The following is a 25,424-nucleotide window of genomic DNA, read 5'->3' as shown; positions in this document are numbered from 1 at the left end:
CTGTGACCACTGCACTCATCCTTGGACTGCTGGCGCTCATTAGCTACCTGCTCGGCTCAATTCCCACGGGCTACCTCTTGGCCAAAGCGCTGCGCGGGATTGATATTCGTGAGCATGGCTCTGGCTCAACGGGGGCGACCAATGTGCTGCGGGTAGTGGGCAAAGGCCCCGGCCTAGTGACGTTTTTAGTCGATGTGGCCAAGGGACTAGGGGCAGTTCTTTTGGCGCGTTGGGTTCTGGGGCAATCTTGGAGTACAGTACCGACCACTTGGTTGGAATTTGTCCTGCTGGCGATCGCCTTCATTGCGGTTTTGGCTCACAGTAAGCCGATTTGGTTGGGCTGGCGCGGCGGCAAATCCGTTGCCACTGGTTTAGGGGTGCTCCTTGCCCTCAATGCCCCCACGGCTTTGGCCACCTTTGCGGTGTTTCTCGTGGTCTTGGCAGTCAGCCGCATTGTCTCCCTGAGTTCAATCACTGCTGCTATCTCCTTGCCCTTCTGGTTTTGGTTCTTTACGCAGTCGTGGCCGTTTGTCGGTTTTAGTGTGATTGCAGGTGCTTTTGTGATTTGGCGACACCAGAGTAATATCCAACGCCTCCTTGCAGGGACAGAGCCACGGTTGGGCGCCTCGGAAGGATAGACCTCTTAGAAGGTGACTTTTGGACGGGTTCGGCGTTCCTTAATGCCCCCCAGATTTGAGAAAAGGGTTGTATTTGTACATTTGGAAGGCCTCTGAGGTTGCTACCATGAGTGGATACCAGTTTTGGTGGGGAGATTTGTGATGGAAACACTGCGGGGGCGTGATTTGCTGAGCATCGCCGACCTCTCACGGGCAGAGGCAGAATATCTGCTGGATTTAGCAGCACAGATGAAAATCGGCAAGGTGGCTCCCCAGTGTCCTAAGGTCTTGGGGCTGCTGTTTCAGAAGGCTTCGACCCGTACCCGTGTCAGCTTTACGGTGGCGATGTACCAACTGGGCGGCCAAGTCATTGACCTGAACCCCCAATCCATGCAGGTGGGGCGTGGTGAACCGTTGCCCGATACAGCACGGGTATTGGATCGCTATTTGGATGCGGTGGCGATTCGCACCTATGGTCAGGCAGAACTGCAACTGTTTGCCGACTATGCCCGCATACCCGTGATTAATGCCCTCACTGATCGCGAGCATCCTTGTCAGATTTTGGCGGATCTGCTGACGCTACGGGAATCCTTTGGCACATTGGCGGGACTGACCCTCTGCTACATTGGCGATGGCAATAATGTGGCGCATTCCTTACTACTGGGCTGTGCCCTCTTGGGGGTGAATATTCGGGTGGCTTCGCCACCGCCGTTTGCCCCTTTGCCCGATATTGTGACGCAAGCCAAGGCATTGAGTGGCGGTAAGAGTGAAGTGACTGTTCTCACGGATCCGCAGGCCGCGGCTAAGGGTGCCCATGCGCTTTACACGGATGTCTGGGCGAGTATGGGACAGGAAGCAGAAGCGGGCGATCGCCAGCCCATTTTTCAGCCCTACCAAATTAATGATCAACTGCTAGCCCTTGCGGATCCACGGGCGATCGTTCTCCACTGCCTGCCGGCTCACCGTGGGGAGGAAATTACCGCCAGTGTCCTTGAAGGGCCGCAGTCTCGCGTTTGGGAGCAGGCGGAAAATCGTCTCCATGCGCAGAAAGCTTTGCTAGCCAGTTTGTTGGGATAGGGCATGCATGAATAGCCTCTCGGATCGGCTGTTGCTGGTGGGGGCAATTATTTGTGGGGGGTTTCTGCTGCTGGCGGTTCTTGCTCCCCTTGCTCAGGCTCTTGGTTGGATTGCCAATCCCCAAGAATTTCTTGACTTTCCGATTCACGCGCCGCCTTCGCCGCAGCACTGGTTTGGCACGAATCGCTTGGGCTATGATGTCTTTTCCCGCACGATTTTTGGTGCCCAAGCAGCCTTGCAGGTGGTCTTGGTGGCAACGCTGTTGAGCTTGGTGGTGGGAGTGCCCTTGGGATTATTGAGTGGCTACCGCGGGGGCTGGCTCGATCGCGGGTTGCTCTTTTTGATGGATACGATTTACACGTTGCCGGGGCTACTCCTAGCGGTGGCGGTGGCCTTTGTGGTCGGCAAGGGGGTGCTCAATGCCGCGATCGCCCTTAGTGTCGCCTATATTCCCCAGTACTATCGCGTTGTGCGCAACCACACGGTGAGCCTAAAAAATGAGGTCTTTATCGAAGCTGCCCGCGCCCTTGGCGCCTCGACCCCCCGCATTCTACAGCGGTATCTTTTGGTGAATGTGCTTCCCAGTATCCCCGTGCTCTTTACCCTCAATGCCGCCGATGCCATCCTGACCTTGGCAGGGCTGGGGTTCTTGGGCTTAGGGTTGCCGCCGCAGGTACCCGAATGGGGGCAGGATCTACGACAGGCCTTGGATGGGTTGTCGGTGGGCATCTGGTGGACGACGCTCTTTCCGGGTCTAGCCATGACATTGCTGGTCGTGGGTCTGTCGCTCCTTGGTGAGGGCTTGGGAGAACGTCTTGATCCCCGACAGTTGAGTTAACCAACAGTGCCTAATCATGCCTGATCATGTCTTGGTGACCGGTCCGAGTCGCAGTGGCAAGAGTGAATGGGCAGAAGCCGTTGCTACCCACAGCGGACAAGCAGTGATTTATGTTGCGACGGCGATCGCCCCCCCAGAGGATACAGAATGGTTGCAGCGGATTGCACAGCACCGTGCTCGCCGCCCCGCTGAGTGGCAATTGCGGGAGTGCCCCCTCGAACTAGCTGCCCTGCTGCGTGACCTGCCGCCTGATCATTGCGCCCTTGTGGATTCCTTGGGAACATGGGTGGCCAATTGCCTAGATCAATCTCAAGATCAATGGCAAGCAACCGTTACTGAATTCCTAGCGAGTGTGCAAGGGTGTGCCGCTCAGCTCATTTTTGTTGCCGAAGAGGTGGGCTGGGGAGTTGTTCCTGCCTATGCCAGTGGTCGCTGTTTTCGCGATCGCCTTGGCGAACTGTGTCAGCAATTGAGTCCGTTGATGGCGGAAGTGTATCTTGTCACAACTGGCTTTGCACTGCCGCTCCACCAATGGGGTATCTGTCTCAGACATCTTAGGGATAAATTGGACTCGCAAGGATAGCCCTCAGGGGGATTCCTCAGTGGTCATGGGGGCAAGGGCAGCCACAATGGCATCGGTGACACGACGTACAGGATAAATCTCTAGCCCCGCGATCGCACAGGCTTGGTTTTCGGGAATAATGGCACGGCGAAATCCCAACTTCAGCGCCTCCCGCAGCCGTACTTCTAACTGGGAGACGGCTCGCACCTGTCCCCCTAAGCCCACTTCGCCAATGATCACGGTTTGGGGGTGCACCCAGCGATCGCGAAAACTAGCCACAACAGCCACTGCCACCCCCAGATCAGCAGCGGGTTCCGCCACATTCAGCCCGCCAGCGGACGCCACATAGGCATCTAGCTTCGAGAGGGGCACCCCTAGGCGTTTTTCTAGGACGGCCAGAATTTGCAAAAAGCGATTGTACTCAATGCCCGTGGCCGTGCGGCGTGGAGAGGGATAACTGGTGGGGCTAACTAAACTTTGCAACTCAACCACAAGCGGACGGGTGCCTTCACAGGCCACAATGGTGGCGGTACCGGGGGTTGGCTCGCGATCGCCCAAAAACAGCGCCGAAGGATTTGTGACCTCGGCTAAGCCCTGCGCGCCCATTTCAAAAACGCCAATTTCTTGACTAGCCCCAAAGCGGTTTTTGACAGCGCGTACGAGGCGGTGACTGGCAAAGCGATCGCCCTCAAAGTAGAGCACGGTATCCACCAAATGTTCCAGCACCTTCGGACCGGCGATCGCCCCCTCCTTTGTAACATGCCCCACAATAAAGAGACTCATCTGCTCCCGCTTGGCTAAGCGCATCAAGGCGGCTGTGCCCTCACGAACCTGAGACACCGAGCCGGGGGCAGCCGTCAATTGGGGCAGATACACCGCTTGGATGCTATCAATAATCGCCAGATGGGGTTGCAGATGGGTCAGCTCCTGCAGGATCACCTCCAAATTCGTCTCCGCCAAAAGATAGAGCGAGGGAGAGGCGGCAATGCCCAGTCGTTGCGATCGCAATTTCACCTGCTGCGCCGATTCCTCAGCACAGACATAGAGCACCCGCTGCTGTTGCCCTAAGGTGGCTGCCATCTGCAACAAAAGCGTGGACTTGCCAATTCCCGGTTCGCCAGCCACCAACACGAGGGAGCCAACCACAATCCCCCCTCCCAAAACCCGATCCAACTCGGCAAATCCGGAGGCAGAACGGCTCTGTGTCTGTTCGCTAATCTCTCCTAGGGCCTTGGCACTGCGGGGGTGGGGAGTGGTCGATTTTCGGGGGGTTGTGGGTCGAGCAGCGGTCTCTACAGGGGTAACCACCTGCTCATCAAGGGTATTCCACTGACCACAGTTGGGACAGCGACCAAAGTATTGCACAGACTCGGCACCACACTCGCGGCAGATGTACAGTACCTTGGCCTTGGGCATCCCTTGCCGAGTTCAATCCTATTGCACACCCAAAAGTTCAACGTCAAAAATCAGCGTCGCATTGGGGGGAATGACCCCACCCGCACCGCGTGCACCATAGCCTAGGTTCGGCGGAATAATCAGCCGCCGCTGCCCCCCGACGTGCATTGAGCCAACCCCTTCATCCCAGCCTTTGATGACTTGACCGACACCAATTTGAAATTGGAAGGGCTGACCGCGATCGCGGGAGCTATCAAAAATGCGGCCATCGGTGAGCATGCCCGTATAGTGTACCGTCACGCGATCGCCCACTTGAGGCTGCGCCCCTGAGCCAACAACCATATCTTCGTATTGCAAACCTGAAGGAGTGGTCACCACCTTTGGATTCCCCATAAGTCCCGCAGCCTCCGTTGACGCCTCTAGCGGCACACTGGCGATCGCGATCGGAGCGGCCACCAACCATACCACTACTAGGACAATACCACAGAGGAGCCAGCCGTAGGCTCGATGCACCCGTTGTCTTACCATGAGCGATTTTTTAACTCCCTAACATCCCGTTCTAGGCGATCAATGCGTCCCCGCAGTTCATCAATTTCTGACTGTTGTGGCACACCCAAGCTCTCTAGAAACTGGCGCGTTTGTCGTTGCACCGCTTCATCGAGGGAGGCGGCATCTTCTTTGAGGTGAGCAAGGACTTCATCCACCATTGCCTTGGCCTGATCGGCATTGAGGCGTCCCTCTTTCACCCATTGGTCGCTCACTTGACGCAACTTCTCGGCCACAAGGGAGGTGGTGCCAACACCAATTAAAAGCAATTGCTGAAGCAGATTTTGCTGGTTCATGGGGCACGTTCAAAACGCCTATCTTGTATTGTGCCATTGGCTCCTAGGCTTGCGGTAAGATGAGGGAGAGGTCAAGTTGTATAGATTCGCATCGCCAGCGAGGTTAAGGATGATTGAAAAAATTGCCATTGGTCTGTGGGCATTTTCAGCAGTTGGCCTGATTGTATTGGTCTTGCTCCACAGTCCCAAGGGGGATGGCCTCGGTGGTATTGGCGGTCAAGCCCAGCTCTTTACCAGCACCAAAAGTGCAGAAGCGACCTTAAACCGTGCCACGTGGACTTTGACAGTGTTGTTTATGGCGCTTACCGTTGCTCTGAGTGCCGGTTGGCTGCGCTCAATTTAGTTTGGGTTAGCGTGTCTTTCTCCTTTGCGATTCGTGCAGCGACCCCGGCGGATGTTCCAATCATCTTCCAACTGATCCAAGCGCTTGCGGCCTATGAAAAGCTCAGCCACGCAGTAACGGGCACAGAGGAGGCGCTACGGCAGCATTTGTTTGGCGATCGCCCCTACGCCGAGGTACTTCTTGCCCATACCCCCACAGACGTTATTGGCTACGCCCTGTTTTTCACCACCTACTCCACATTCCTCACCCGCCCCGGCCTTTGGCTAGAGGATTTGTTTGTTCTCCCTGCCTATCGGCGTCAAGGGGTGGGCACTGCTCTGCTGAAGGCATTAGCCCGGCTAGCCAGCGATCGCGACTATGGCCGTATCGAGTGGAGCGTCTTGGACTGGAATACTCCTGCGATTCAATTCTATGAGCGCATGGGTGCGACTGTGCTACCTGACTGGCGTATCTGCCGCCTCAGTGGTGATGTTCTCAAGCACTTCGGACATCCTGACAAGCCTGTGTGACCCGTCGCCCCAGATAGCGGCCAAGGGTGTAGGCCAACCATTCCAGATCCCTTGAGGTCACGCTAAGGGCATTTTCAGTCAGTTCGATCGCTTGGCTACCGGCACGAATCACCAGTTTGCTCGATAGCTCTTGGCGATCGCCCTCGCGATCGCGGTACGTGCTGTGGGGCTGAAATTCAATCTGTTCAATCACTTCAAGCGGCAGGACTTTAGGACGACGCCAGCGGAAACCAAGGATATGTTCATAGAAGCGCAGATCCTTACGGGTGACCATCAACACCTGCCATCCCAATAGCATGTAAAGAATGCCGCCAATGAGGCCTAAACCGACAGCAAGATGACCAGTAGCAAAAACAGCCATCAGCCAAAAGCCAGAACTAATCGCTAGACTGTACCAGACGACCAAAAACCCATTCCAAGCCACTGCAAAGGGAATCAGGAAGAAGAGACTGACATTAAATCCAACGGGGGGAATTTGCACCAGTAGCCCTTGGGGTGTTTCTCTCACCTGTAGGCGGGAACCGTAGGGCGGCGTTTTTGTTATGAGTGAGGCCTCGTGGGGTGATGTGTCCAGTTGCTTTAGGGCTTGGCGAGCCGCAGTCGCAGAGTCAAATCGCTCCTCAAGGGCGGGCGCGACCATTTTTTCGAGCCAGCGGATAAAAGGGGGACTCAAGGAGACCAAGGGTTGAAATTGAACCCGCAGTTCCTTTTGCGGCAGCTCATCGGGGGGAGTGCCGGTTGCTAAGTAGATGAGGGTCATGCCCAAGGCGTAGAGATCACTGGCGGGTAGGGTTTTACCGCCGAATTGTTCCGGGGGCATATAGCCATAGGTACCCACCACGGTTCGGGTGCTGCCTGCGATCGCCGTTTGTACCGCCCCAAAGTCCACAAGATAGACCTTGCCAAGATCATGACCGGAGCGATCGCCCAAAAGAATATTTGTCGGCTTAATATCGCGGTGAATCACCGGCGGTTGACGGCCATGGAGATAGATCAAAATATCCAGCAGGCGATCGGCCAGTAACCGCAAATCCTCTTCACTAAACACTCTCCCTTCTGCTTGCCATGTGGCGAGGGATTTTGCCTCAATGTAGGTTTGCACCAAAGCAAAGCCCTTGAGATCAGGGGTATTGATTTCAAAGTAGTCGAGATAGCGGGGAATGGCCGGATGATCCAAGGGTTGCAGCACAGCCGCTTCCCGTTCAAAGAGCTTAAAGTCGTCCCATGTCATGCCGCCACCAAAAAGCAGCAGCTTCAGCACCACCTGTTCATAGCGCCGCCGATCCAACGCCAGATAGGTGCGCCGCCCCGGATGAGACCCCAGTTCGCGCAGGAGTTCATAGCGATCGCCCAAAATTTGACCAATAAGCTGCGCCACAGCGTTCTCCAAGCTGGCTACCCCTATCTTAGCCATTGAGTTGCTGCACAATCTCTGGGGCAATTCTTGTGAGCACCTTGAGGGCTTTGAGGCTACCTTGAATCAAGTGTGCCGCCGCACGGGGGTTGCGCAGCATTGCGATAGCCAGTGGCCCCGGCCGCAAATTGCCTTGAGCATCAAAGGCTTGACTCAAATCGGGGAGGTCGCGATCGCCACCATCACTGATCACCCGCACCATCACCACCGGCATTCCCGCTAAAGCCTTGAGGAGTGGCACCCCTTCCATATCCACCACCTCCACCCCCCCGCGAGCCGCAAGGGTTTGTTTTTCCTGGGCCTTAGAAACGGTTTTCGCCGTTGTGATGCCTTTCACCCGTCGCCACGCAGGCGCCAATTTCGCCGATAACGTCTGGTCTAAAGAATACGTTTGCCCTGCTTCATCCTGACAAGTAGTATAGACAACCACTTCACCCACCCGATCATCGGGATGCAAGCCCCCACAAACCCCCAAAATGAGAACCATGGCAGGCGATTCCTCAAGGGCACTGATCAATGCCGGTGTGGTCACTGTGGCTGCCCCTGCTCGGATCGGAATAATCACCACATTGGACGCCTGTAGCCCTCGTTGTACCGCTTGATATTCTGCCCCTTGGGGCACAAGGACGAGGCATGGAGTCATTGTTAATGAACTTTGCTGTGCTGGCCTGTTGACACAACCGCTACGCTGGGAGTACACATTTTCGAGCTGATTACCGTCTTAACTTTTGGATAGACCGATCGCGGGCAATTTAGAAACTGACCAATGGAAAGAGTGTCACACTCAAGCGTCCGCTATGGTGGACGAGAGGCATTTTCCGCCAAATCTGATACCGTTGTTAATTGTTGAAGCTATGTTATTGTTCTGGCAAATTGTGAGCTATCCACCATTGTACCTCAGGCAATCTCGGCAACTGTCACAGGCCACCTAGACAAACAAAAATGAGTATGATAGCTATAGATTTTGCTCAATCCTTGTTTGTGGAAGTCGTCCCCTGCTGGGTTGCGATCGCGAGACCCTTTTGGAGAATCGTGAATTGACTGCCCTAGAGTGTTGGCCTGAGGAACGGTCGAGGATTGACTCAACTATCGATCAATGCGTGTAGGAGTGAACCCCCATATGATTCAAATGGTGCTGGAGAACCCAGTTTCCGTCAAGGATGCTGAGCGCTTTTGCCAAGAGATACTCCCCCAAGTCTCGCGCACATTTGCCCTCAGTATTCGCTTCCTCCCCGGAAATTTGGGTCGGGCGGTTCTGGTGGCCTATCTCATCTGTCGCATTGCCGATACCGTTGAGGATGATCCGGTTGCCAGTATCCCCGCAAAAACCGCTCTCTTGGATCACCTGCTGGAGTGTTTTGACAGTGCCGATCTAGCCAATAGCTATGGTGAAACCGCACGGGGGGTTCAGGGGGAGCCAGCCCATGTGCAACTGGTGAAAAATACGGGACTCGTCTTTGCCCTCTACCGTTCTTTGCCCCTCACGTCCCAACAGCACGTCCAACGCTGGGTGAGCGAAATGGTGCATGGGATGAAAAAGTTTATTAACCTCTATCCCAATGGCATTCGCATTCAAACCCTCGATGAATATAAAGAGTACTGTTATTACGTCGCGGGTACCGTTGGCTATCTCCTGACGGATTTGTGGTACGAGCATTCCCCCAGCATTGGTGCCGATGAATACCAAGTACTCCTCAAGCGCTGCGCTGCCTTTGGTGAAGCGCTGCAAACGGTGAACATTCTCAAGGATATTGCTTGGGATGCGGAGCACGAAAACTCGATCTATATCCCCAATGAATCTCTGCTGCTCCAAGGCAGTAGCCACCAGTCCATCCTCAGTGCTGAACATCTTGAGCAAAATCATGCCGCCATTAAGGAATTGATTGCCCTTGCTTGGCATGATCTCGATGAAGCTCAAGCCTACTTGCTATCCGTGCCCAAGGCGGCAATTCCGATTCGCCTCTTTTGCGTGCTGCCGCTGCTCTTTGCCTATGCCACCCTGCGGGAACTCACTCACTCGACGGCGATGCTGCAACCGGGAGGGGTAGTTAAAATTAGCCGTGCAGAGGTGAAATCCCTGATGGTCATGGGGCCTTTATCGATTCTCAGTAACCACAGTCTGCGCTGGCTGATTGGCCAAGTACGGCAAAAGCCTTTCATCCTTGGCGGACTTTAGGGAAATGTGCCAAAAAAGCCAATGGTTGGGGGAACCAGAATTCGTTAGGATAGGGGGAGATTGCTGAATTGTTGCAAATCTTCATAACTTGACATGAATTGTATTATTCACCGCCGTGCTGAGTTTGCCGCCAGTCATCGCTACTGGTTGCCAGAATGGTCTGAAGCAGAGAATTTGGCTCGGTTTGGTGCCAATAGTCGCTTTCCCGGCCACGGTCATAACTATGAGTTGTTTGTTTCAATGGGCGGCGTTGTTGATGACTTTGGCATGGTGTTGAACCTATCGGATGTCAAGCACATCATTCGCCGTGAAGTCATTGAACCCCTGAATTTTTCCTATCTCAATGAGGTGTGGCCAGAGTTTCAAGCCACATTACCCACGACTGAACATATTGCACGGGTGATTTGGGATCGACTCTCTCCCCATTTACCCCTTGTGCGCATTCAACTGTTTGAACACCCCCGCCTTTGGGCGGACTACACGGGAGACCCTATGGAAGCCTATCTTTCTGTTGGTGCTCACTTTAGTGCGGCGCATCGTCTAGCCCTTGAGGATCTCAGCTACGAAGAAAACTGCCGCATCTATGGCAAGTGTGCTCGCCCCCACGGCCATGGCCACAACTACCACGTGGAGATTACGGTCAAGGGGGCAATCCATCCGCGGACGGGCATGATTGTTGATTTGGTCAAGCTCGAGGAGGTGCTCAAGGAACAGGTGATTGAACCTTTGGATCACACGTTTTTGAATAAAGATATTCCCTATTTTGCGACGGTGGTGCCCACAGCAGAGAACATCGCCATTTACATTGCCCAGTTGTTACAGGAACCGATTCGCCAGTTGGGGGCGACGCTGCATAAGGTGAAGTTGATTGAAAGTCCCAATAACTCTTGCGAAATTCTCTGTGAGGAATTGCCCCCTCGCGATGGGGTGCTCAGTGGTGCGCTGCCAGTGTTGGAGCGAGTCTAGGTGATGTTGAGCAATATCCCTTGGCTACTAGCCGCCAGTTTACTGACAGCAACGCTGCTGATCTATTTCCCCTACATTTTTGTTGTGGTGGGGCGCTGGCAGGCGGGCTTTGATATGGCGGCTCCCCGTGCCCTCTTTGAGAAACTGCCCCCCTTTGCGCAGCGGGCAGTGTGGGCACACGAAAATAGCTTTGAAACCTTTATGCCCTTTGCAGCAGCAGTGTTGCTGACCCTTTTTGCCGGGGTGGATAATGCAACGGTGGCGATCGCCAGCCTGAGTTTTGTCGCGGCTCGCTTTTTGTACAGCATCTGCTACATTGCCAACTTTCCCCTTGGTCGCTCCCTCATGTTTGGTGTCGGCACAGCAGCCACCTTGACGCTTTTTTGGCAAAGTCTCACCGCCCTTAGCCGTTAATATAGTTTATAAAATCCTTGAGGAAATGCACTGAGCATAGAGTATTCTAAATGTCTCTTGATCATCTCCGCACGCTCTACCAGCAAGTCATCCTAGAGCACTACAAGAAACCTCGCCACCGTGGCCGCACGCAGCCTGTGGATCGTCAGCAGCGGGGACATAACCCTTCCTGTGGCGACACCATTGATTTAACCGTTGCCCTAGGCACCAATGAGCAGGGGGAGACAATCATTCAGGATATTCAGTTTGAGGGGGAAGGCTGCGCGATCGCCATGGCCTCAGCGGATTTGATGGCCGATGCCCTGCGGGGGCAACCCGTGAGTCGTGCCCTCCAAATGGTGGAGCAGTTCCAAGCGATGATGAAGGGGCAGTTTGAGTTCCCTCGAGAGTTTCGCAAGCTCAATGTCATGCAGGGGGTGGCTCAGTTCCCGGTGCGGATTAAGTGTGCGACATTGACATGGCATACCCTCCGGGCAGCGTTGCAGCAGGATCAAACCCCTGTGAATGGTTTTGTCAGTAATGAGGAGGAAGAGTAGTGCTGACCCCCGCCGATTTTGCCACCTATAGCCGCTGGGCTGGCATTGCCACCCTTGTCATGGCTGGCTTAACCGCACTCACATTTGTTTTTCGCTGGGGTGTGCGCTTTCGCTTTGTTGGTATTACGGGGTTTCTCGGTGTTGTGACAGTGGGACTCTTTGCCCTGAGTATTGTACCGATTGTGCACTCCCCAGTGCCCGGTGCCGGCAAATACACCCTCGTCTATGACAACGGGGCAACGCAAGTTGTGATCACAGTGCCCCCGGACATTGAGAGCAGTACCCTTGAGGCAACGCTGGTACAGGCAGCGAATGATTTATTTTCCTTGGGACGGCTCGGCCGAGGGAGCGATCGCCTGACCGTGATTGCACGAACCATCGAACATCCTGAACCGGGGGTGACTGAGCCAGTGGTTTTAGGGGTGGCCACTCGTTCGTTGAGCGATCGCACCGATACAAATGTGACGGTCAAACTACTTAAAGGTTAGCCTTGTGTATGCTATATTAGGAATTCCGAGGACGCATAGCTCAGTTGGTTAGAGCACCACGTTGACATCGTGGGGGTCACTGGTTCGAGTCCAGTTGTGTCCATCCTCCTAAAATTCTTCACTTCAAAGAAAAACATCCCAGTCAAGTCCCCAAAAAGATTTAGGGAAAGGTTTTTGCCAATGCTTTCTTGGCTGCGAACTGCAAACTGTGCCCTCAATTGCTAAGCTTTTGAATGCGGACGGAGGGACTTGAACCCACACACCTTGCGGTACTAGAACCTAAATCTAGCGCGTCTGCCAATTCCGCCACGTCCGCAGCAAACTTAGTTTAGCGCACTTTGGGTAGGGAGTGCCCAAGTTTAGTAATGGTTCCCCACTTTGCGATGGTGCACAGCAGTCATGCCATCGGGCTTTGAGACGCGACCATTATCCACAGTACTATAGACAATCCAGTGATCGTGGGCATCCAGACGGCTGACAACGGTACATTCCATATAGGCAAGGGCATCGGCCAAAATGGGACTGCCATTACTGGCTGGATAGGTTTTCACATGGGCAAAGCGATCGGCGCCCGGTGGGAATCGCTTTAGGAAATGGCGCATCAGGGGCTGGTAGTTCCCTTCTTCAAGAACATTGAGGACAAAGGTATCCCCCACGTGTAGAAAGGACTCAATAGCCCGATCCTTGGCCACCGCAATGGAAACCCCAAGAGGTTCGGTACTGGCCTGGGCCACCCAAGAGGCCAACATGGCACTGTTAATGGCACCTTTTTGGGCGGTGATAATGTATAGCCCACCGCTCAGGCGACCCAAGGCTTTATCGAGGTCAGTATCCAAGGCTTTCATCTGCTTGACGGTGCGATCGCGCAACAGCCATTGACCCATGTCAGTACCCGCTTCTTCCGCCTCTTGGAACAGTGCCTCAGTGGGTGCTGCTGTGACCCGAATCACAGGAAACGAGGGCGTCAGACCGGCATCCCGAAACTGGTTGAGCAGGGGATAGGCGGGTTCAGCGTCGGCCACACCACTTTCAAAGACCCCAATGGCCTGTTTGGCATGGGCAGCCGCACGAATCGTACTCAGGGCAGTTTTAGCAACGGCAGTGGTGGGCGGTGTACCGATAATGATCCCAGCGGCAATCTCGGTGAGTTCGCGAATATCTTGGGGTTCAGCGGTGAGCAGATCCATTTTTTCAACAACAACCCCAGTTTTGGCGGCTCCCCGTTCGATCGCCTCTGCCAGAGCATTGGCATAACCATAGTTAGCAGCATAGAAAATGGCCACCGTTGTTGCTGCTTTGGCCTGTTCTTGGCTCCAGTTGCGGTAGGAATCTAGCCACTGCGGGAGATGATGGCGCAGCAGTGGGCCATGACCTGTGGCAACTAGTTGCACGGGAGGCAGGGGTTCCAAGCGCTTGAAGGCGGAGAGGACGGAGCGGGCATTGGGTCCCATGAGGCAGTCGTAGTAAAACTTGAAATCTGGCGCTAGCAGTTCAGGTTCTGTGTCAAAGGGATCATCATTGCAGAAGTGGGCACCAAAAACATCACAGGTAAAGAGGGTCTGGGTGCCGTGATCATAGGTGAGGATGGTGTCGGGCCAGTGGAGATTGGGGGCCATCACAAACTCAAGGACATGCCCTTTCCCCAAGTCAAGGCGATCGCCATTTTTCACCTGTCGCTGACTAAAGGGCTGATGGATCAGATCCCCCAGAAACTGTAACGCCACCTTTGAGGCCACCACGGTTACATGGGGGGCTTTTGCCAATACGTCCTTGACGAGGCCACTGTGGTCAGGTTCGGTATGGCTGACGATGAGATAGTTCAAGTCACTGGGGTTCACCCGTTGCCAGAGTTGCTCGAGGTAGCGATCGCCAAACTTGGCATGGGACGTATCTACGAGGGCAATCTGTTCCCCTTTGATCAGAAAGGAATTGTAGGTGGTGCCATTTTCAAGGGCAAACTCAATATCAAAGCGATCGCGATCCCAATCTAGGCAGCGAATTGCCGTCGTATCAGCGGCGATCTCCAACACCTGCAGGGTTAAGCGCGGCGGACGCTTGGCAGTCGTGACGGCCATTGGCAGTTCCTCAACCTTATGAAACTACCTTTTATAGTGACACATGAAGAAAGGTAACAGGATTCAAAGTTTTTAATAGCGGTGATAACACTGTTTATAAAGGGCAATGCCTATGCGGGTTCAAGGGGTGCCATTGTCAGCCCCGCCCGCAAAAGTTGCTCATGGTACAGTTCCGCCTGTTCTTGGGGTCCCACCCAAACAATGGCTTGGCCTTCGTAATGAACTTGATTCGTTAATTCCCACGCGCGATCGCTGGTCATGTTGGGAATATATTTCATTAAACAGTTAGCAACGTGCTGAAAGGTATTGAAGTCATCGTTGAGGACAATGACTTTGTAGTTGGGGTAGTGCTTGCGAATAACCTGTTGCCGCTCTTGGGGAACAACGCTAGGCATAGGCCAAACAAAACAACAACAATACTATTTCTGAGTTTTAGTTTAGCGCATTGGCCGGGGACTGGCTGCAATAGGCCTCTTGGGCACAGGCTTATGCTATAGCTAGACTTAGGGTGAAAAACTTGGGGGGATCAATAATGACGGCAATGAATGTGTTGGGAACACCCTTGGTGTGCTGCTGTCAAAATCCACTCACAGGATTCTATCGCGATGGTTTTTGTCGGACGGGGGCAGGAGATGTCGGTGCCCATGTGGTCTGTGCGGAAATGACCGCTGAATTTCTCACCTTTACCCGTTCGCGGGGCAATGATCTTTCGACGCCAGTGCCCGCCTATCAATTTCCGGGGCTGAAACCGGGCGATCGCTGGTGTCTGTGTGCCTCCCGTTGGCGGGAAGCCCTAGAGGCTGACGTAGCTCCCCCAGTAATTCTGGAAGCAACCCATGTCAGTGCCCTTGAGTATGTCTCTCTAGAGGATTTGAAAGCCCACGCCCTTGGTGGTAACCAGCAACCGTGATCTGGGGAATACTCAAGTATGCCCGATCCAGAATCCGATTTTCGCTTAGATCCTCGCTATATTGCGGGTTTAGCGGCCTTTAATCGCGGAGATTATCAACTGGCGATCGCCGCCTTCAAAGCCGTCATTGCCAGCCACGGTCAACGCCGCGAAGGTCTCAAGGCTCATCTGCACCTGATTAAAGCCTATGCCCACACCCGCCAGTGGCAAGAGGCCATTGATCTGTGTCAACTCCTAGCGCGATCGCCCCTCCCCTCCATTCGGGCTTGGGCGCAAAAACATCTGCCAGAGTTAGAACGCTATTTGGATGAGGAACCCACTTCCTCCTACCTTGAGTGTGTTTCAGCGCCGAGTTCAAGGCCGCCTATGCAACTGCGACCGGTGCCTCGCATTTATCTCTGGCTAAGTCAGGGGGCAACACTGCTGCTGATCGCGTGGCTACTCCAAAAACCGCTACAGGTTTTGATTGCAGGCCTCCTCAACTACGCCAATGATCCACTGGCACTCCTGCGGGGCTGGGAAGGGGTAATAGCTTGGTTTTTAGTGGGTTGCTTGGGATTGGGGTTACTCAGTGGTGGCAGTTGGCTGTGGTCATGGCGATTGCGAGCTGGCTATGGTTTGCGTCCTGTGAGTCTTGGCGAACTTGAGGAGTATAGTCCCGAAACGGTGATGCTCTTGGGGCGTTTGTCGTGGTCGTGGTGGCAACCCCGTCCCCAAATAGGCTGCTTGATGACGGCAGCACCGATCATTTTTAGCTATGGGCGCTGGCAGCGCCGCATTATTGTCAGCGAAGGTCTATTGCGATCGCTCTCTGGCGAGGAACTGCTGGCTTTAATGGCCAGTGAAATTGCCCAACTACGGCTGGGGCTAAATACCCTAGTGACCCCCCTTGTACTGCTATTGCAACTGCCCTATGACCTGTACTGTTGGTGCAGCCGTTGGGGCGATCGCTTTGCCCCTCCCTATGGCAAGCACTGGAAACGGCGGATCATCAGGGGTACCCTCTATCTCCTCTGTGCCATGGTGGGTCAGGGGAGTTATCTTCTCTTTCGTGGGCTGGAGATGCTCTGCTTCTGGAGCAATCAGTTGCGGCAGTATTATAGCGATCGCCAAGGGGCAGCCTTGATCGGTAATCCCAATACCCTTGTGATGGCTTGGTTTCGCCTCATGGCAGCCACAGCAACGACGGTGTGTGCTCAAGGGGAAATCGGTGCCCCCCTAGAATCCTTGCGCCTGCTTCTACCCCTAAATCCAACCCAAGCTGCCCTGTGGGGCAATCAACCCCTCGATTGGTCAATGCTGCTCCGCTGGGATACCGCCCATCCCCTGCGGTATTGGTTTCGCTTGACCTCCTCCCATCGTCCCCTTGGACTACGCCTGCAAGCCCTGATGACCTATGCGCGGCAATGGCGACTGGAATCCCTGCTTTCCCTGCCCTCGACTTCCTCCCTTCGCTGTCAACGGGCTGGGCAACAACTGGCTCCCTTCTGGGGAGCGATCGCAGGAGTCATCACGACGATTATCCTCACGGGCGTTGGTCAATTTGCACTGCGGGCGGGGACGATCGCCTTTCCTCTGTGGTGGTTGGCGGATTGGTCTACCTTGGCACGGGGCTTCATTCCCATTGGCCTTGGGTTAGGTCTCTTTTTACGCCTGAATGCCTACTACCCGCCTCGGCCACCCCAAACCTACACCTTGGGTCAGCTTCTTCATCGTCTTTTGCCCCTTGATAGTCCCGTTGTCGAACTAAAGGGGCATTTACGGGCAGTGACAGGCTTGCGCAATGGTCTAGGACAGCACCTGTGGCTGCAGACGGATCAGGGCTTGTTTCCCCTGCGCTGCCATCGAGCTTGGGGGCCGATTTGGCCAATCCTTGAGCCAGCCTATCTGAAAACCTTGGCGGGGCGATCGCTAGTGGTACGTGGCTGGTTTCGACGTGGGACAGTTCCCTTTGTTGAGGTGAGTGAGTGGCACTCCCCAGATTTACAGCAAAAGCAATCTTGGGCTGCCCCCTATTGGGCAACGGCAGTGGCCACGCTCTGGATCCTCTACGGCCTCATGACACTATTGGGTTGGATCTAGACGATGCAACTTTCCCAAGCCCATCTGCGCACCCTGCAAACCTGTGCACGGCAATATCAGTACCGCTATCTTGACAGCTTGATACTGCCAGAGGCCACACAATTAACGGAAACCACTGCCCAAAAGCAGGGTCGCGACTTCCACCGCCTGATGCAACAGCACTTTCAAGGACTCGATATCTGCCCAATTCTTGAGGCGCAGCCCGAATTACAACCGTGGTTTGCGGCCTTTCAAACCATGCCACCGCCCATGATTGAGGGTCAAGGGGAAGCAGAGCATGTCCGCAGTCTGGGCTGGCAGGAATTCACCCTTGTGGGCGTGTATGACTACGTGATTTTTGGCCAAGGGCAAGCGCAGATTCTCGATTGGAAAACCTATGCCCACCCACCCGCCCCAGACACCTTAGCCCGTCATTGGCAGACTCGCCTTTACTGTTATCTCCTAGCAGCCACTAGTCCCTACCCCCCCAGCCAAATTTCCATGACCTATTGGTTTGCCCAAGGAGAGAAGGGAGCAAATTTCTACACCTTTCCCTACAGTGAGGCCATCCACGAGCAAATCCACCACACCCTAGAGCAGTGCCTTAACCAACTGCGCCAATGGTTACAAACCTATGAGCAAGGACAGGAGCTGCCCCAAGTGCCCCCAGCCCAGATTCGGAAATACTGCTATGAGTGCCCCTTTTGCGAACGGTGCCAGCGTGGCCAGCCAAGCACTGTCTCGACCATGGAGCCGTTTCTAGCCGTGCTCAAAGACTTGGGTGTAGCCCGCTAAATCCAGATCGACGATCGCGGGTAGGCAACTCAGGGCGGTTTGGAATAACTCAAAGCGTTCTTCCCGTTTCAGCATGGCTGTGAGCTGCTGTCGCAGGGGAATCAAATAGCGCACATCATTAGCGGCATAACGGATTTGATCCTCCCGCAGAGCCATGGCATTCCCCCAGTCGGAACTTTGGGCGGATTTATCAATTTCTATGCCCAACAAATCCAAGACCAAGTCCTTGAGGCCGTGGCGGGGGGAATAGGTACGGGCAATCTTGCTGGCAATTTTGGTGCAGAAGACAGGGTGAACCCGAATCCCCAAGTGGTAGCGCAACGTGGCCAAATCAAAGCGGGCATAGTGGAAAATTTTGGTAATGCGGGGGTGCTCGAGGAGTTGCTGCAGGTGGGGAGCCTCTTTCTGGCCACGGGCAATCTTGATCACTGCTACTTGTCCCTCTGGGTCGCACAACTGAACCAAACATAGGCGATCGCGGGGAATATTCAAGCCCATGGTTTCGGTATCTACGGCCAACTGATCCGCATTGAGAAAGTGGGCCAAGGCCGTCGCACTTAAATCGTGGTCAAAACACTCCAAAGGAAAATCGAGATCCATGACTGGCTCACAATCTAGCTCGAGGGCAATTCTGAGGGCTGCTCTTTGGCGATATCAATGCGTTCCAACTGCCAGAGAATTTGATTGCTTTCGCGGCGCACGCGGGAAATTTGCCAGTTACGCCATATCCATTCTTCACCGCGGCTAGTAACTGCACTGGTATGGACATCCATTAACTCTGCTAGTTCGCCACTGGTAATCAAATACTTCCCAGCCGCCAGTTCATCGGCAATTCGCAGGGTCGCAATTAGTTCTTCAAGGCGGGCGCGGCGCTCAGACCACTGGGGTGATTTTCCCCCCAACCACTCGCCGTTACCATCAAGCCCCAAGGATGGTTGCACCATGGCTTTCTTCTCGCGATCAACATTGCTCCAAAAATCTTAGCGAGAAATGATGTGATTTTTAACCTACCTAGGCGATCGCCCACCACGCCGAGGATAGGGCTAGAATGGTTTTAAGATTTGTTAATTACATTGAACCGAACACCATGACGGTAACCTTGACCCCTGCATCCACTCTCCACGAGCGGGTCGCGATGATCGCCCGCCGCCTTGGCATTGAGAAATTTGACCTTGGTGGCTCCCATGTGGATGAGGTGAGTGTCCAAGTGCAGCAGGGGGAACCCAAACAGGTGAAGGCCTCGCAGCGATCGGGGATTACCGTGCGGGTGTGGAACTCAACGGGTCGCCTAGGGGTTGCCAGCACCACCCAATTGGACGATCGCGGTTTAGAGACGGCTCTAGAAATGGCCAAAGAAGCCAGTGCTTTTGGTGTTACAGAGGATATTCCCGACTTTAGTCCCTTGGCCACCGCCCCCCTTGGTGACACAACACTTACAACGGCGGATCTGCCCCTTGCCTCGGCAAAAACCCTCCTAGATCAACTGATTGCCGCTGAACGGGAGCTGTTGGGGCGACATCCAGCGATCGCTAGTGTGCCCTACAATGGTCTCAGCCAGCGGCGCATAGAACGGTTTTATCTCAACAGTGAGGGTGCCGATCGCCAGCAAACCAGCACCACAACCACGCTCTATCTCTACAGCAAAACCGATGAGGCGGGTCGCAAACCCCGCAGTGCGGGTGCCATTCGCATCAGTCCCGATCTTGAGCACTTAGACATTGCGGGCTGTATTGATGAAGTGGCCGACAAAACCATTCGCCACTTGGCCTATGAACCGATTGCCTCTGGCCAGTACCCAGTGCTTTTTTCACCCTCGGCATTCCTCAGCCTGCTCAGTGCCTTTAGCAATCTCTTTAATGCCCAAAACATTTTGGATCGCCAGAGCCTTTCGACGCCAGAATCCCTCCATCAGGCGATCGCCAGCTCCCTTTTGAGCGTGTACGACGACGCCCGCCATCCCCAGAATGTGGGTCAGCCCCTCTTTGATGGCGAAGGTACCCCCACCCGCCGCACCCCTCTGATTGAGCAGGGCATTCTCACGGGTCTCTACCACAGTGCCGGTACGGCGCGTCGCTTTCAAACCCAGCCCACGGGGCATGCCAACTTAGGGGCAAAGGTGACAGTGAGTGGTCACTTCTACGATGTCCCAGCGGGTGAAGGGGGCGATCGCGCCGATGGTCTTGTCTGGATTGACGAACTCCATGCCCTCCACGCGGGCGTGAAAGCCCTTCAAGGCTCATTTTCCCTCCCCTTTGACGGTTGGCTGTTGCGCAACGGCGAAGCCATCAGCATTGAAGCGGCCACCGTGGCCGGCGATATTCGCAGCCTGCTGAAAGGTATTCTCCATCTGGGCACTGAAGTTGAAGTCACCCCCTATGGTTGTTGTCCGCCAGTGTGGGTGAGTCCCCTTGCGATTACAGGGGAATAGCTAAACCTGCATCAAGTCGAGGCTGCGGGATGTACCTAAGCGAGTGGCACCCGCATTAATCAGTTCAAGGGCTTGCTCCCGCGTACGAATGCCGCCAGAGGCCTTAATGCCCACGCGATCGCGACTCAGGCGCTTGAGCAGACGCACATCTGCAATCGTGGCACCACCGCGCCAGCCCGTGCTGGTTTTCAGGAAAGCCACCCCCGCATCCAAGCAAATATCCACGGCCAGTTGTTTTTCTTCCTCTGTCAGCACCGTGGTTTCCAAAATTGCCTTGACGGTCACCCCCGTTTCCGCGCAGATTTGGGCAATATCGCGATAGACGGCCTCGGTGTTGCCCTCCTTGAGCCAACCCAAGTTAATGACCACATCCAACTCTGTCGCACCACTGTCAACCGCCTCCTGCGCCTCATAGAGTTTCGTGGCACTGGTGTGGGCACCACTGGGAAAGCCAATGACGGTACACACTTTCACGGGTGTGCGATGGAGCAACTGAACTGCCGTCTTCACCCAGACGGGCATGACACAGACGGCGGTAAATTTCCATTGTTCTGCTTCAGCACAGCATCGTTCAATCTCTGCTGTGGTTGCCAAGGGGTCAAGCTGGGTATGATCAATGTAGGGCGCAAGGTCAAACAAATCACGTTCCGTCATAGGAATTCACCCAGAACAACCCTATTTTTATTAACTAAATAATAATAAAAACGGGGACGGAAAATGAGACCTTGGGAGATCGGTTCTCCCACCCCCCACCTAAAATTCACCCTTGCTAGATTAAAGCTAGGCTATCACAGGCACGCTGACCTGTTGGCCAGACTACCTTTTTGGGAGGACACTCTATGGAGCCAACCATGAACCCTCGCAATCTTCAAGAAAGTGCTGATTCCCTCTGGAACTATCTGCAAAGTTTGGATGCAGAAGTGGTGGCTCGCCTGTCCCGTCCCGCGTCGCCAGAAATGGCCATTGTGATGGAACGCCACATTGGTAACCTGCTGGGCTACTTGCCACCGGAGGGGTTTGAGGTTTCCATTACCACGAATCGGGAGCACCTTGGGCGTCTCTTGGCTTCGGCAATGATGAGCGGTTACTTCTTGCGCGGTGCCGAGCAACGTCTTGAATTCGAGCGATCGCTCCAAGCGGCTGCCCAAGCGGAAGACAGCAAATAACCCATGCCAACGGTACAGGACAGTGGGGGCGGGTATACACTACCTGCCCTTCGTTTTGCACTTTTACAGTGGTATCAGCAGCAGGGGCGGGATTTACCTTGGCGGCACACGCGCGATCCCTATGCCATCTGGGTCTCAGAAATCATGCTCCAGCAAACCCAAGTGGCCACGGTGATTCCCTACTATCAGCGTTGGCTAGCCACCTTTCCCGCGATCGCCGACTTAGCGATTGCCGATTTGGAAACCGTCTTGAAACTGTGGCAGGGATTGGGCTACTATGCACGGGCACGCCATTTGCACCGCGCGGCTCAACAGATCATGGCCGATCATGGGGGGCAATTTCCCTGCACCTACGAGGCCGTGGTGGCATTACCGGGAATTGGTCGCAGTACCGCAGGTGCGATCCTCAGTGCTGCCTTTAATCAGCCCCAGCCGATTCTCGATGGCAATGTCAAACGGGTGCTTGCCCGTCTCTATGGACTCACGATCCCCCCCAAGCAAGCGGAAGCCCAACTCTGGCAGTGGTCGGCGCAACTGCTGTGTCCCCAAGCCCCCCGCGATTTTAATCAAGCCCTGATGGATCTGGGGGCAACGATCTGTACACCCCACCAACCCCTGTGTCATGCTTGTCCTTGGCAACACCATTGCGTCGCTTACCAACAGCAGTTAACCCATGAGATTCCTCGCAAAATGAACCGTTCCCCCTTACCCCATAAAAAGATTGGTGTCGCGGTGATTTGGAATGCGGCAGGTCAGATTCTCATTGATCGGCGGCCACCAACAGGTCTATTGGGGGGACTATGGGAGTTTCCGGGGGGCAAAATTGAACCCAATGAGACGGTTCAGGAGTGTATTCAGCGGGAAATTCGTGAGGAATTGGGCATTGAGATTAGTGTTGGTGAGCATTTGATTGACATTGATCATGCCTACACCCATTTTCGGGTGACGCTCCATGTCTATTACTGCCAGCATCTTTCAGGAAGTCCTCAGCCCTTGGGGTGCGATGCCATCCGTTGGGTGACCCCTGAGGAATTGGAGCAGTTTCCCTTTCCGAAAGCCAATACTGCAATTATTCAGGCCATTCACGAACGGGGCAGACCCACAGCCTAGGTGTTTGCAACGACACCCTCAGCCGCCGCCACATCCAAAAACCAAAGGGCATTGCCAGTAATCAGCCGTGCCGGATAGAGATGGGGATCAGTCGTCCCAGAGAAAATATGACGTAGAGCAGTTTGTTTATTGGCACCCGTCACAAGAAAGAGAATTTGACGGGCATGGTTAATCAGGGGCACCGTGAAGGTGAGGCGGGGCTGGCCATCCTTGTTGCCCACGGTAATCAGGCGATCGCCCACCGTCAGGGCTGCTGTGTGGGGAAACAGGGAGGCCGTATGGCCATCGGATCCCATACCGAGCAAAATCAGATCAAAGCTGGGAACTTCTCCTTCACGGATGCCAAAGGTTTGGCGCAGGATTTGCTCATAGCGATCGGCAGCGGTCTGCGGATCCGCATCCGCCGTTGGCATTGGGTGAATCTGATTTTTGGGAATCGGTACATGATTGAGCCACGCCTGAAAGGCCATCCCCGCATTGCTGTCGGGATGATCGAGGGGAACATAGCGTTCATCACCCCAGAAAATGTGCCACCGTGACCAAGGAGTATCCGCACAGACAAGGCTTTCATACAACGGTTTAGGCGTGTTGCCGCCGGCAAGGGCAAGCATAAATTGCCCCCGTTGGGCGATCGCCCCAGTGGCCTGCTCAAGAACAAACTGCTTTGCCGCCGCCGTCAGGGCAGCCAAATCTGGAAAAACACGTACATTGGGTGTTGGCATAGAAGCATCATCCTAATTGGAGCGAATCACACCATCGGTCGCCGTACCCAGTCCGGGACTGGAAAAGGGATCAGCATTGCCGCGCCAGTTAAACCCATTAATGCGCAAAAGAATCGTCGCCAACTGGCGATCGAGGTTATAGCGAAACACCACCCCATAGGTGCGACGGCTATATTCAACAATAATGTTTGTATCAAAAACTCTCCCTGTGTCCACATTAATTTGCATTTGGGTACCCGCTCGCAGCGGACCGTAAATCTGCTGCAACAATCCCACGTTGAGCACACTAAAGTCAGTAATCCGATCAAAGAGAAAGGGCGAGGATGGCTCACTCAATGTCTGTGTAAATCCCACATCAAAACTGGTGTAGTCAAACCAATGACGAGAAAAATGACCCACTTGACCCCGAAACCCTGCCCCTGCAACTAACGCGGGTTGGGTACTGCCATTGGTATAGTAGTTCGCTACACCGCCTACCTGACTATAGAACTGCAAGAAGGGTTGTACAGGACGGGGGCTATAGCGCAGGCCTTGGGTTCGCGTCGGCGGTAAGGGAGTGCCCCGCCAAATGGGCATCACCCAGTTAAGACTTGCGGCAGCTTGAAGACGACCTAGGCTTGGCTTAGGGGGTAAGGAGGGATCATCACTGGCTGCCGTGACGTATTGACCTCCCAGAAGATAACTGAGTGCTAGGCCCTGAGTTAAGGGAATACCTGTACCACTGAACGTGCCGCCAAAGCTACTGGTAATTTCCTGCTCCCCAAGGGAACGATTAAAAACCCGTTGGCGATAAAGGGCAGAAACCGTTAGGAGATTGCGGGCATCAAAATTGTGGAACAAGTCTACCCCTGCGCGTGACGTACTCGGCCAGTCGTTAGGGTTGAGCGTATTCAAGAAGCCGTAACCGCGCACACGAGTCTGCGGCGTGAACCGATGGCCTAGCTCGATCGCCGCCCCGTAGCTTTTAGCATCAAAAACATCAAAGTCATTGTTGATGATCCGTTCTAAATAGATGGATGGCAGGAAGGTGATTTGGGTATTGGGGGTATTGATTGCTCTGTACCGATAGGCGAGAAATACGCCGCCGCGATCTTGTTCATCATAGCCAAACTCAAAGGGGAGAATTTCGTAGGGACGACCTACAACAAACCGCCGCAGCACAATGGGTAAGGCCACCCGCTGATCAAAGACCACACGACCCCGTCGTACCTTGAGCAGGGTTTCATCGGCACTGAGGGGTTCGGCGGTGGCTTCCTGAGCCCGTGCCTCCAGCTCTGGCGGACTAAAGGGATCATTCGTGATTCGCAGGTTTGTCGCCAACCAGCGGCGGCCATCAAACTCTAGGCGATCGGCCTCAAAGCGCAACCGATCAAAGGTTTCTGTCACTTCTGCTTGGAGATCTGTGCCCTGTTCGTCAAGACCGGGGAGAGGGCTAAGGGGTGGGGGGCTAGGAGAGCGGGTCAGGCTCAGGTCTTGATCCACCCTAGCGGTATTGACGACGCCGCGAGCATTGGTGAGAGAGCCTTGATCGAGTCTGAGGTTATATTCCAAGCGATCGCCCTGCAAGACTTGATCGCCGCGCGTAATCGTCACATTACCTTCCGCCACCAGAATTTGGGCGTCAATATCGGTTTGAATGCGATCAGCGGTGAGTTCAGCTTCCTTGAAGCGGAGGAAAACATTGCCAATGGCATTAAACAAGCGCCGCATCAGATCGAACTCTTGGCGATCGGCCGTCACCTCTAAGGGTTGATCACGGACAACGGGCGTTTCAGCATTGGCCTCCCCAAGACGGAGGGGGGCTGTAAAATTCGGTGTTGGCCTAGGGCTGATCGGCGTTGTACTGCTAAGATCAGGAGCTACCGTTGTTCCAAGTAGCTCCGCTGGTGATGCGCCGCTGACCTCAGTCATTTCTGCGGGTTGTGCAGGGGGGGGCAGACTAGCAAAAAGGGGTAAAAACAACAACGGCCAAACTTCCTC

Annotated in this window: 29 protein-coding genes and 2 tRNA genes; 18 read left to right on the top strand and 13 right to left on the bottom strand. The window is 54.5% G+C overall.

The genetic code is table 11. From position 1 onward, the window contains the following. The first annotated feature begins 2 nt into the window (after positions 1-2). From plsY to cobU, 4 genes are all read left to right on the top strand, one after another. A complete protein-coding gene (gene plsY, locus RHH53_RS01750) occupies positions 3-638 on the top strand; it encodes a glycerol-3-phosphate 1-O-acyltransferase PlsY (RefSeq protein ID WP_310744006.1) in 636 nt (211 codons plus the stop codon). A gap of 141 nt (positions 639-779) precedes the next feature. After that, positions 780-1,694 (top strand): ornithine carbamoyltransferase, encoded by a 915-nt coding sequence (argF, locus tag RHH53_RS01745; RefSeq protein ID WP_302678687.1) that lies wholly within the window; start codon positions 780-782, stop codon positions 1,692-1,694. A gap of 7 nt (positions 1,695-1,701) precedes the next feature. Beyond that, positions 1,702-2,532, top strand: coding sequence for an ABC transporter permease (locus tag RHH53_RS01740; protein ID WP_310744005.1), 831 nt, complete (start codon positions 1,702-1,704; stop codon positions 2,530-2,532). Between the two features lie 16 nt (positions 2,533-2,548). Beyond that, positions 2,549-3,115 (top strand): bifunctional adenosylcobinamide kinase/adenosylcobinamide-phosphate guanylyltransferase, encoded by a 567-nt coding sequence (gene cobU / locus RHH53_RS01735; protein WP_310743282.1) that lies wholly within the window; start codon positions 2,549-2,551, stop codon positions 3,113-3,115. A gap of 3 nt (positions 3,116-3,118) precedes the next feature. Here the strand turns inward: cobU and radA are convergent, their stop codons facing one another. Genes radA through RHH53_RS01720 form a run of 3 tightly spaced genes read right to left on the bottom strand, consistent with a single transcriptional unit; the run spans position 3,119 to position 5,331 of the window. Further along, the gene (gene radA, locus RHH53_RS01730) at positions 3,119-4,510 is read right to left on the bottom strand and encodes a DNA repair protein RadA (protein WP_310744004.1); all 1,392 of its coding nucleotides are present in this window, start codon (positions 4,508-4,510) and stop codon (positions 3,119-3,121) included. Positions 4,511-4,528: 18 nt separating this feature from the next. Continuing rightward, positions 4,529-5,017 carry an FKBP-type peptidyl-prolyl cis-trans isomerase gene (locus tag RHH53_RS01725; RefSeq protein WP_149821090.1) on the bottom strand — a complete coding sequence of 163 codons (489 nt, stop codon included), beginning with the start codon at positions 5,015-5,017 and terminating at the stop codon, positions 4,529-4,531. Continuing rightward, positions 5,011-5,331, bottom strand: a complete 321-nt coding sequence (locus RHH53_RS01720) for a phasin family protein (RefSeq protein ID WP_149821092.1) — start codon at positions 5,329-5,331, stop codon at positions 5,011-5,013. Before RHH53_RS01720 ends, RHH53_RS01725 begins: the two co-directional genes overlap by 7 nt. Positions 5,332-5,440: 109 nt before the next feature. On the opposite strand from RHH53_RS01720, the gene secG reads away from it, so the two are divergent. Both secG and RHH53_RS01710 read left to right on the top strand, forming a co-directional pair. Continuing rightward, complete coding sequence (secG, locus tag RHH53_RS01715; protein ID WP_149821094.1) at positions 5,441-5,674, top strand: preprotein translocase subunit SecG; 234 nt, start codon at positions 5,441-5,443, stop codon at positions 5,672-5,674. An 11-nt stretch (positions 5,675-5,685) separates the two neighbouring features. After that, entirely contained in the window at positions 5,686-6,183 is a 498-nt protein-coding gene (locus tag RHH53_RS01710) for a GNAT family N-acetyltransferase (protein WP_206200793.1), read from the top strand. Here RHH53_RS01710 and RHH53_RS01705 read toward each other — a convergent pair. Beyond that, positions 6,149-7,561 (bottom strand): serine/threonine-protein kinase, encoded by a 1,413-nt coding sequence (locus RHH53_RS01705; RefSeq protein ID WP_225901616.1) that lies wholly within the window; start codon positions 7,559-7,561, stop codon positions 6,149-6,151. The two genes, RHH53_RS01710 and RHH53_RS01705, sit on opposite strands and share 35 nt — an antisense overlap. 28 nt (positions 7,562-7,589) lie before the next feature. After that, positions 7,590-8,240, bottom strand: coding sequence for a phosphorylase (locus RHH53_RS01700; protein ID WP_302678682.1), 651 nt, complete (start codon positions 8,238-8,240; stop codon positions 7,590-7,592). Positions 8,241-8,717: 477 nt separating this feature from the next. Between RHH53_RS01700 and RHH53_RS01695 the strand changes: the two genes are divergently transcribed. From RHH53_RS01695 to RHH53_RS01670, 6 genes are all read left to right on the top strand, one after another. After that, positions 8,718-9,773, top strand: a complete 1,056-nt coding sequence (locus RHH53_RS01695) for a phytoene/squalene synthase family protein (RefSeq protein ID WP_181496817.1) — start codon at positions 8,718-8,720, stop codon at positions 9,771-9,773. A gap of 93 nt (positions 9,774-9,866) precedes the next feature. Then, positions 9,867-10,739 carry a 6-carboxytetrahydropterin synthase gene (locus RHH53_RS01690; protein ID WP_206200789.1) on the top strand — a complete coding sequence of 291 codons (873 nt, stop codon included), beginning with the start codon at positions 9,867-9,869 and terminating at the stop codon, positions 10,737-10,739. Positions 10,740-10,742: 3 nt separating this feature from the next. Further along, positions 10,743-11,153, top strand: coding sequence for an MAPEG family protein (locus RHH53_RS01685; protein ID WP_302677119.1), 411 nt, complete (start codon positions 10,743-10,745; stop codon positions 11,151-11,153). Positions 11,154-11,203: 50 nt separating this feature from the next. Then, positions 11,204-11,689 (top strand): Fe-S cluster assembly sulfur transfer protein SufU, encoded by a 486-nt coding sequence (gene sufU / locus RHH53_RS01680; RefSeq protein ID WP_206200787.1) that lies wholly within the window; start codon positions 11,204-11,206, stop codon positions 11,687-11,689. Beyond that, positions 11,689-12,177, top strand: a complete 489-nt coding sequence (locus RHH53_RS01675; RefSeq protein ID WP_206200786.1) for a Ycf51 family protein — start codon at positions 11,689-11,691, stop codon at positions 12,175-12,177. Before sufU ends, RHH53_RS01675 begins: the two co-directional genes overlap by 1 nt. 29 nt (positions 12,178-12,206) lie before the next feature. After that, a tRNA-Val gene (locus tag RHH53_RS01670) sits at positions 12,207-12,280 on the top strand. 131 nt (positions 12,281-12,411) lie between these two features. Here RHH53_RS01670 and RHH53_RS01665 read toward each other — a convergent pair. From RHH53_RS01665 to clpS, 3 genes are all read right to left on the bottom strand, one after another. Then, positions 12,412-12,493, bottom strand: a tRNA-Leu gene (locus RHH53_RS01665). A gap of 43 nt (positions 12,494-12,536) precedes the next feature. Next, positions 12,537-14,252 carry a diflavin flavoprotein gene (locus RHH53_RS01660; protein WP_302678679.1) on the bottom strand — a complete coding sequence of 572 codons (1,716 nt, stop codon included), beginning with the start codon at positions 14,250-14,252 and terminating at the stop codon, positions 12,537-12,539. Between the two features lie 110 nt (positions 14,253-14,362). Beyond that, positions 14,363-14,647, bottom strand: a complete 285-nt coding sequence (clpS, locus tag RHH53_RS01655) for an ATP-dependent Clp protease adapter ClpS (protein ID WP_206200784.1) — start codon at positions 14,645-14,647, stop codon at positions 14,363-14,365. 134 nt (positions 14,648-14,781) lie between these two features. Here clpS and RHH53_RS01650 point away from each other — a divergent pair, with 134 nt between their 5' ends. Genes RHH53_RS01650 through RHH53_RS01640 form a run of 3 tightly spaced genes read left to right on the top strand, consistent with a single transcriptional unit; the run spans position 14,782 to position 18,018 of the window. Beyond that, positions 14,782-15,162, top strand: coding sequence for a DUF2237 family protein (locus RHH53_RS01650; RefSeq protein WP_149821117.1), 381 nt, complete (start codon positions 14,782-14,784; stop codon positions 15,160-15,162). Between the two features lie 18 nt (positions 15,163-15,180). After that, on the top strand, positions 15,181-17,244 hold the full coding sequence (locus tag RHH53_RS01645; RefSeq protein ID WP_310744003.1) for a zinc metalloprotease HtpX: 2,064 nt from the start codon (positions 15,181-15,183) through the stop codon (positions 17,242-17,244). A 3-nt stretch (positions 17,245-17,247) separates the two neighbouring features. Beyond that, on the top strand, positions 17,248-18,018 hold the full coding sequence (locus tag RHH53_RS01640; RefSeq protein ID WP_310744002.1) for a PD-(D/E)XK nuclease family protein: 771 nt from the start codon (positions 17,248-17,250) through the stop codon (positions 18,016-18,018). Here RHH53_RS01640 and RHH53_RS01635 read toward each other — a convergent pair. Both RHH53_RS01635 and RHH53_RS01630 read right to left on the bottom strand, forming a co-directional pair. Continuing rightward, positions 17,983-18,618: a ribonuclease H-like domain-containing protein gene (locus RHH53_RS01635; protein ID WP_302678676.1), complete on the bottom strand. Its 636-nt coding sequence runs from the start codon at positions 18,616-18,618 to the stop codon at positions 17,983-17,985. The genes RHH53_RS01640 and RHH53_RS01635 overlap by 36 nt on opposite strands. 14 nt (positions 18,619-18,632) lie before the next feature. Further along, the gene (locus RHH53_RS01630) at positions 18,633-18,962 is read right to left on the bottom strand and encodes a hypothetical protein (protein WP_206200779.1); all 330 of its coding nucleotides are present in this window, start codon (positions 18,960-18,962) and stop codon (positions 18,633-18,635) included. Positions 18,963-19,153: 191 nt separating this feature from the next. Here RHH53_RS01630 and RHH53_RS01625 point away from each other — a divergent pair, with 191 nt between their 5' ends. After that, complete coding sequence (locus RHH53_RS01625; protein WP_310744250.1) at positions 19,154-20,446, top strand: TldD/PmbA family protein; 1,293 nt, start codon at positions 19,154-19,156, stop codon at positions 20,444-20,446. On the opposite strand, the gene deoC is transcribed toward RHH53_RS01625, so the two are convergent. Continuing rightward, the gene (deoC, locus tag RHH53_RS01620; RefSeq protein ID WP_310437923.1) at positions 20,447-21,100 is read right to left on the bottom strand and encodes a deoxyribose-phosphate aldolase; all 654 of its coding nucleotides are present in this window, start codon (positions 21,098-21,100) and stop codon (positions 20,447-20,449) included. Between the two features lie 185 nt (positions 21,101-21,285). On the opposite strand from deoC, the gene RHH53_RS01615 reads away from it, so the two are divergent. Next, a complete protein-coding gene (locus RHH53_RS01615) occupies positions 21,286-21,612 on the top strand; it encodes a DUF760 domain-containing protein (protein WP_024124133.1) in 327 nt (108 codons plus the stop codon). 3 nt (positions 21,613-21,615) lie between these two features. Continuing rightward, positions 21,616-22,722 (top strand): A/G-specific adenine glycosylase, encoded by a 1,107-nt coding sequence (mutY, locus tag RHH53_RS01610; RefSeq protein WP_302677112.1) that lies wholly within the window; start codon positions 21,616-21,618, stop codon positions 22,720-22,722. Here mutY and pgl read toward each other — a convergent pair. Next, positions 22,719-23,444 (bottom strand): 6-phosphogluconolactonase, encoded by a 726-nt coding sequence (gene pgl, locus RHH53_RS01605; protein WP_310744001.1) that lies wholly within the window; start codon positions 23,442-23,444, stop codon positions 22,719-22,721. The two genes, mutY and pgl, sit on opposite strands and share 4 nt — an antisense overlap. Before the next feature lie 12 nt (positions 23,445-23,456). Beyond that, positions 23,457-25,406, bottom strand: a complete 1,950-nt coding sequence (locus RHH53_RS01600; protein WP_310453166.1) for a DUF3769 domain-containing protein — start codon at positions 25,404-25,406, stop codon at positions 23,457-23,459. Positions 25,407-25,424 lie beyond the last annotated feature (18 nt).

The organism is Thermosynechococcus sp. PKX82, assembly GCF_031583255.1.
GTDB lineage: Bacteria > Cyanobacteriota > Cyanobacteriia > Thermosynechococcales > Thermosynechococcaceae > Thermosynechococcus.
The sequence above is the reverse complement of the archived record's forward strand: the minus strand, read 5'-3'. Positions and strand labels throughout refer to the sequence as shown.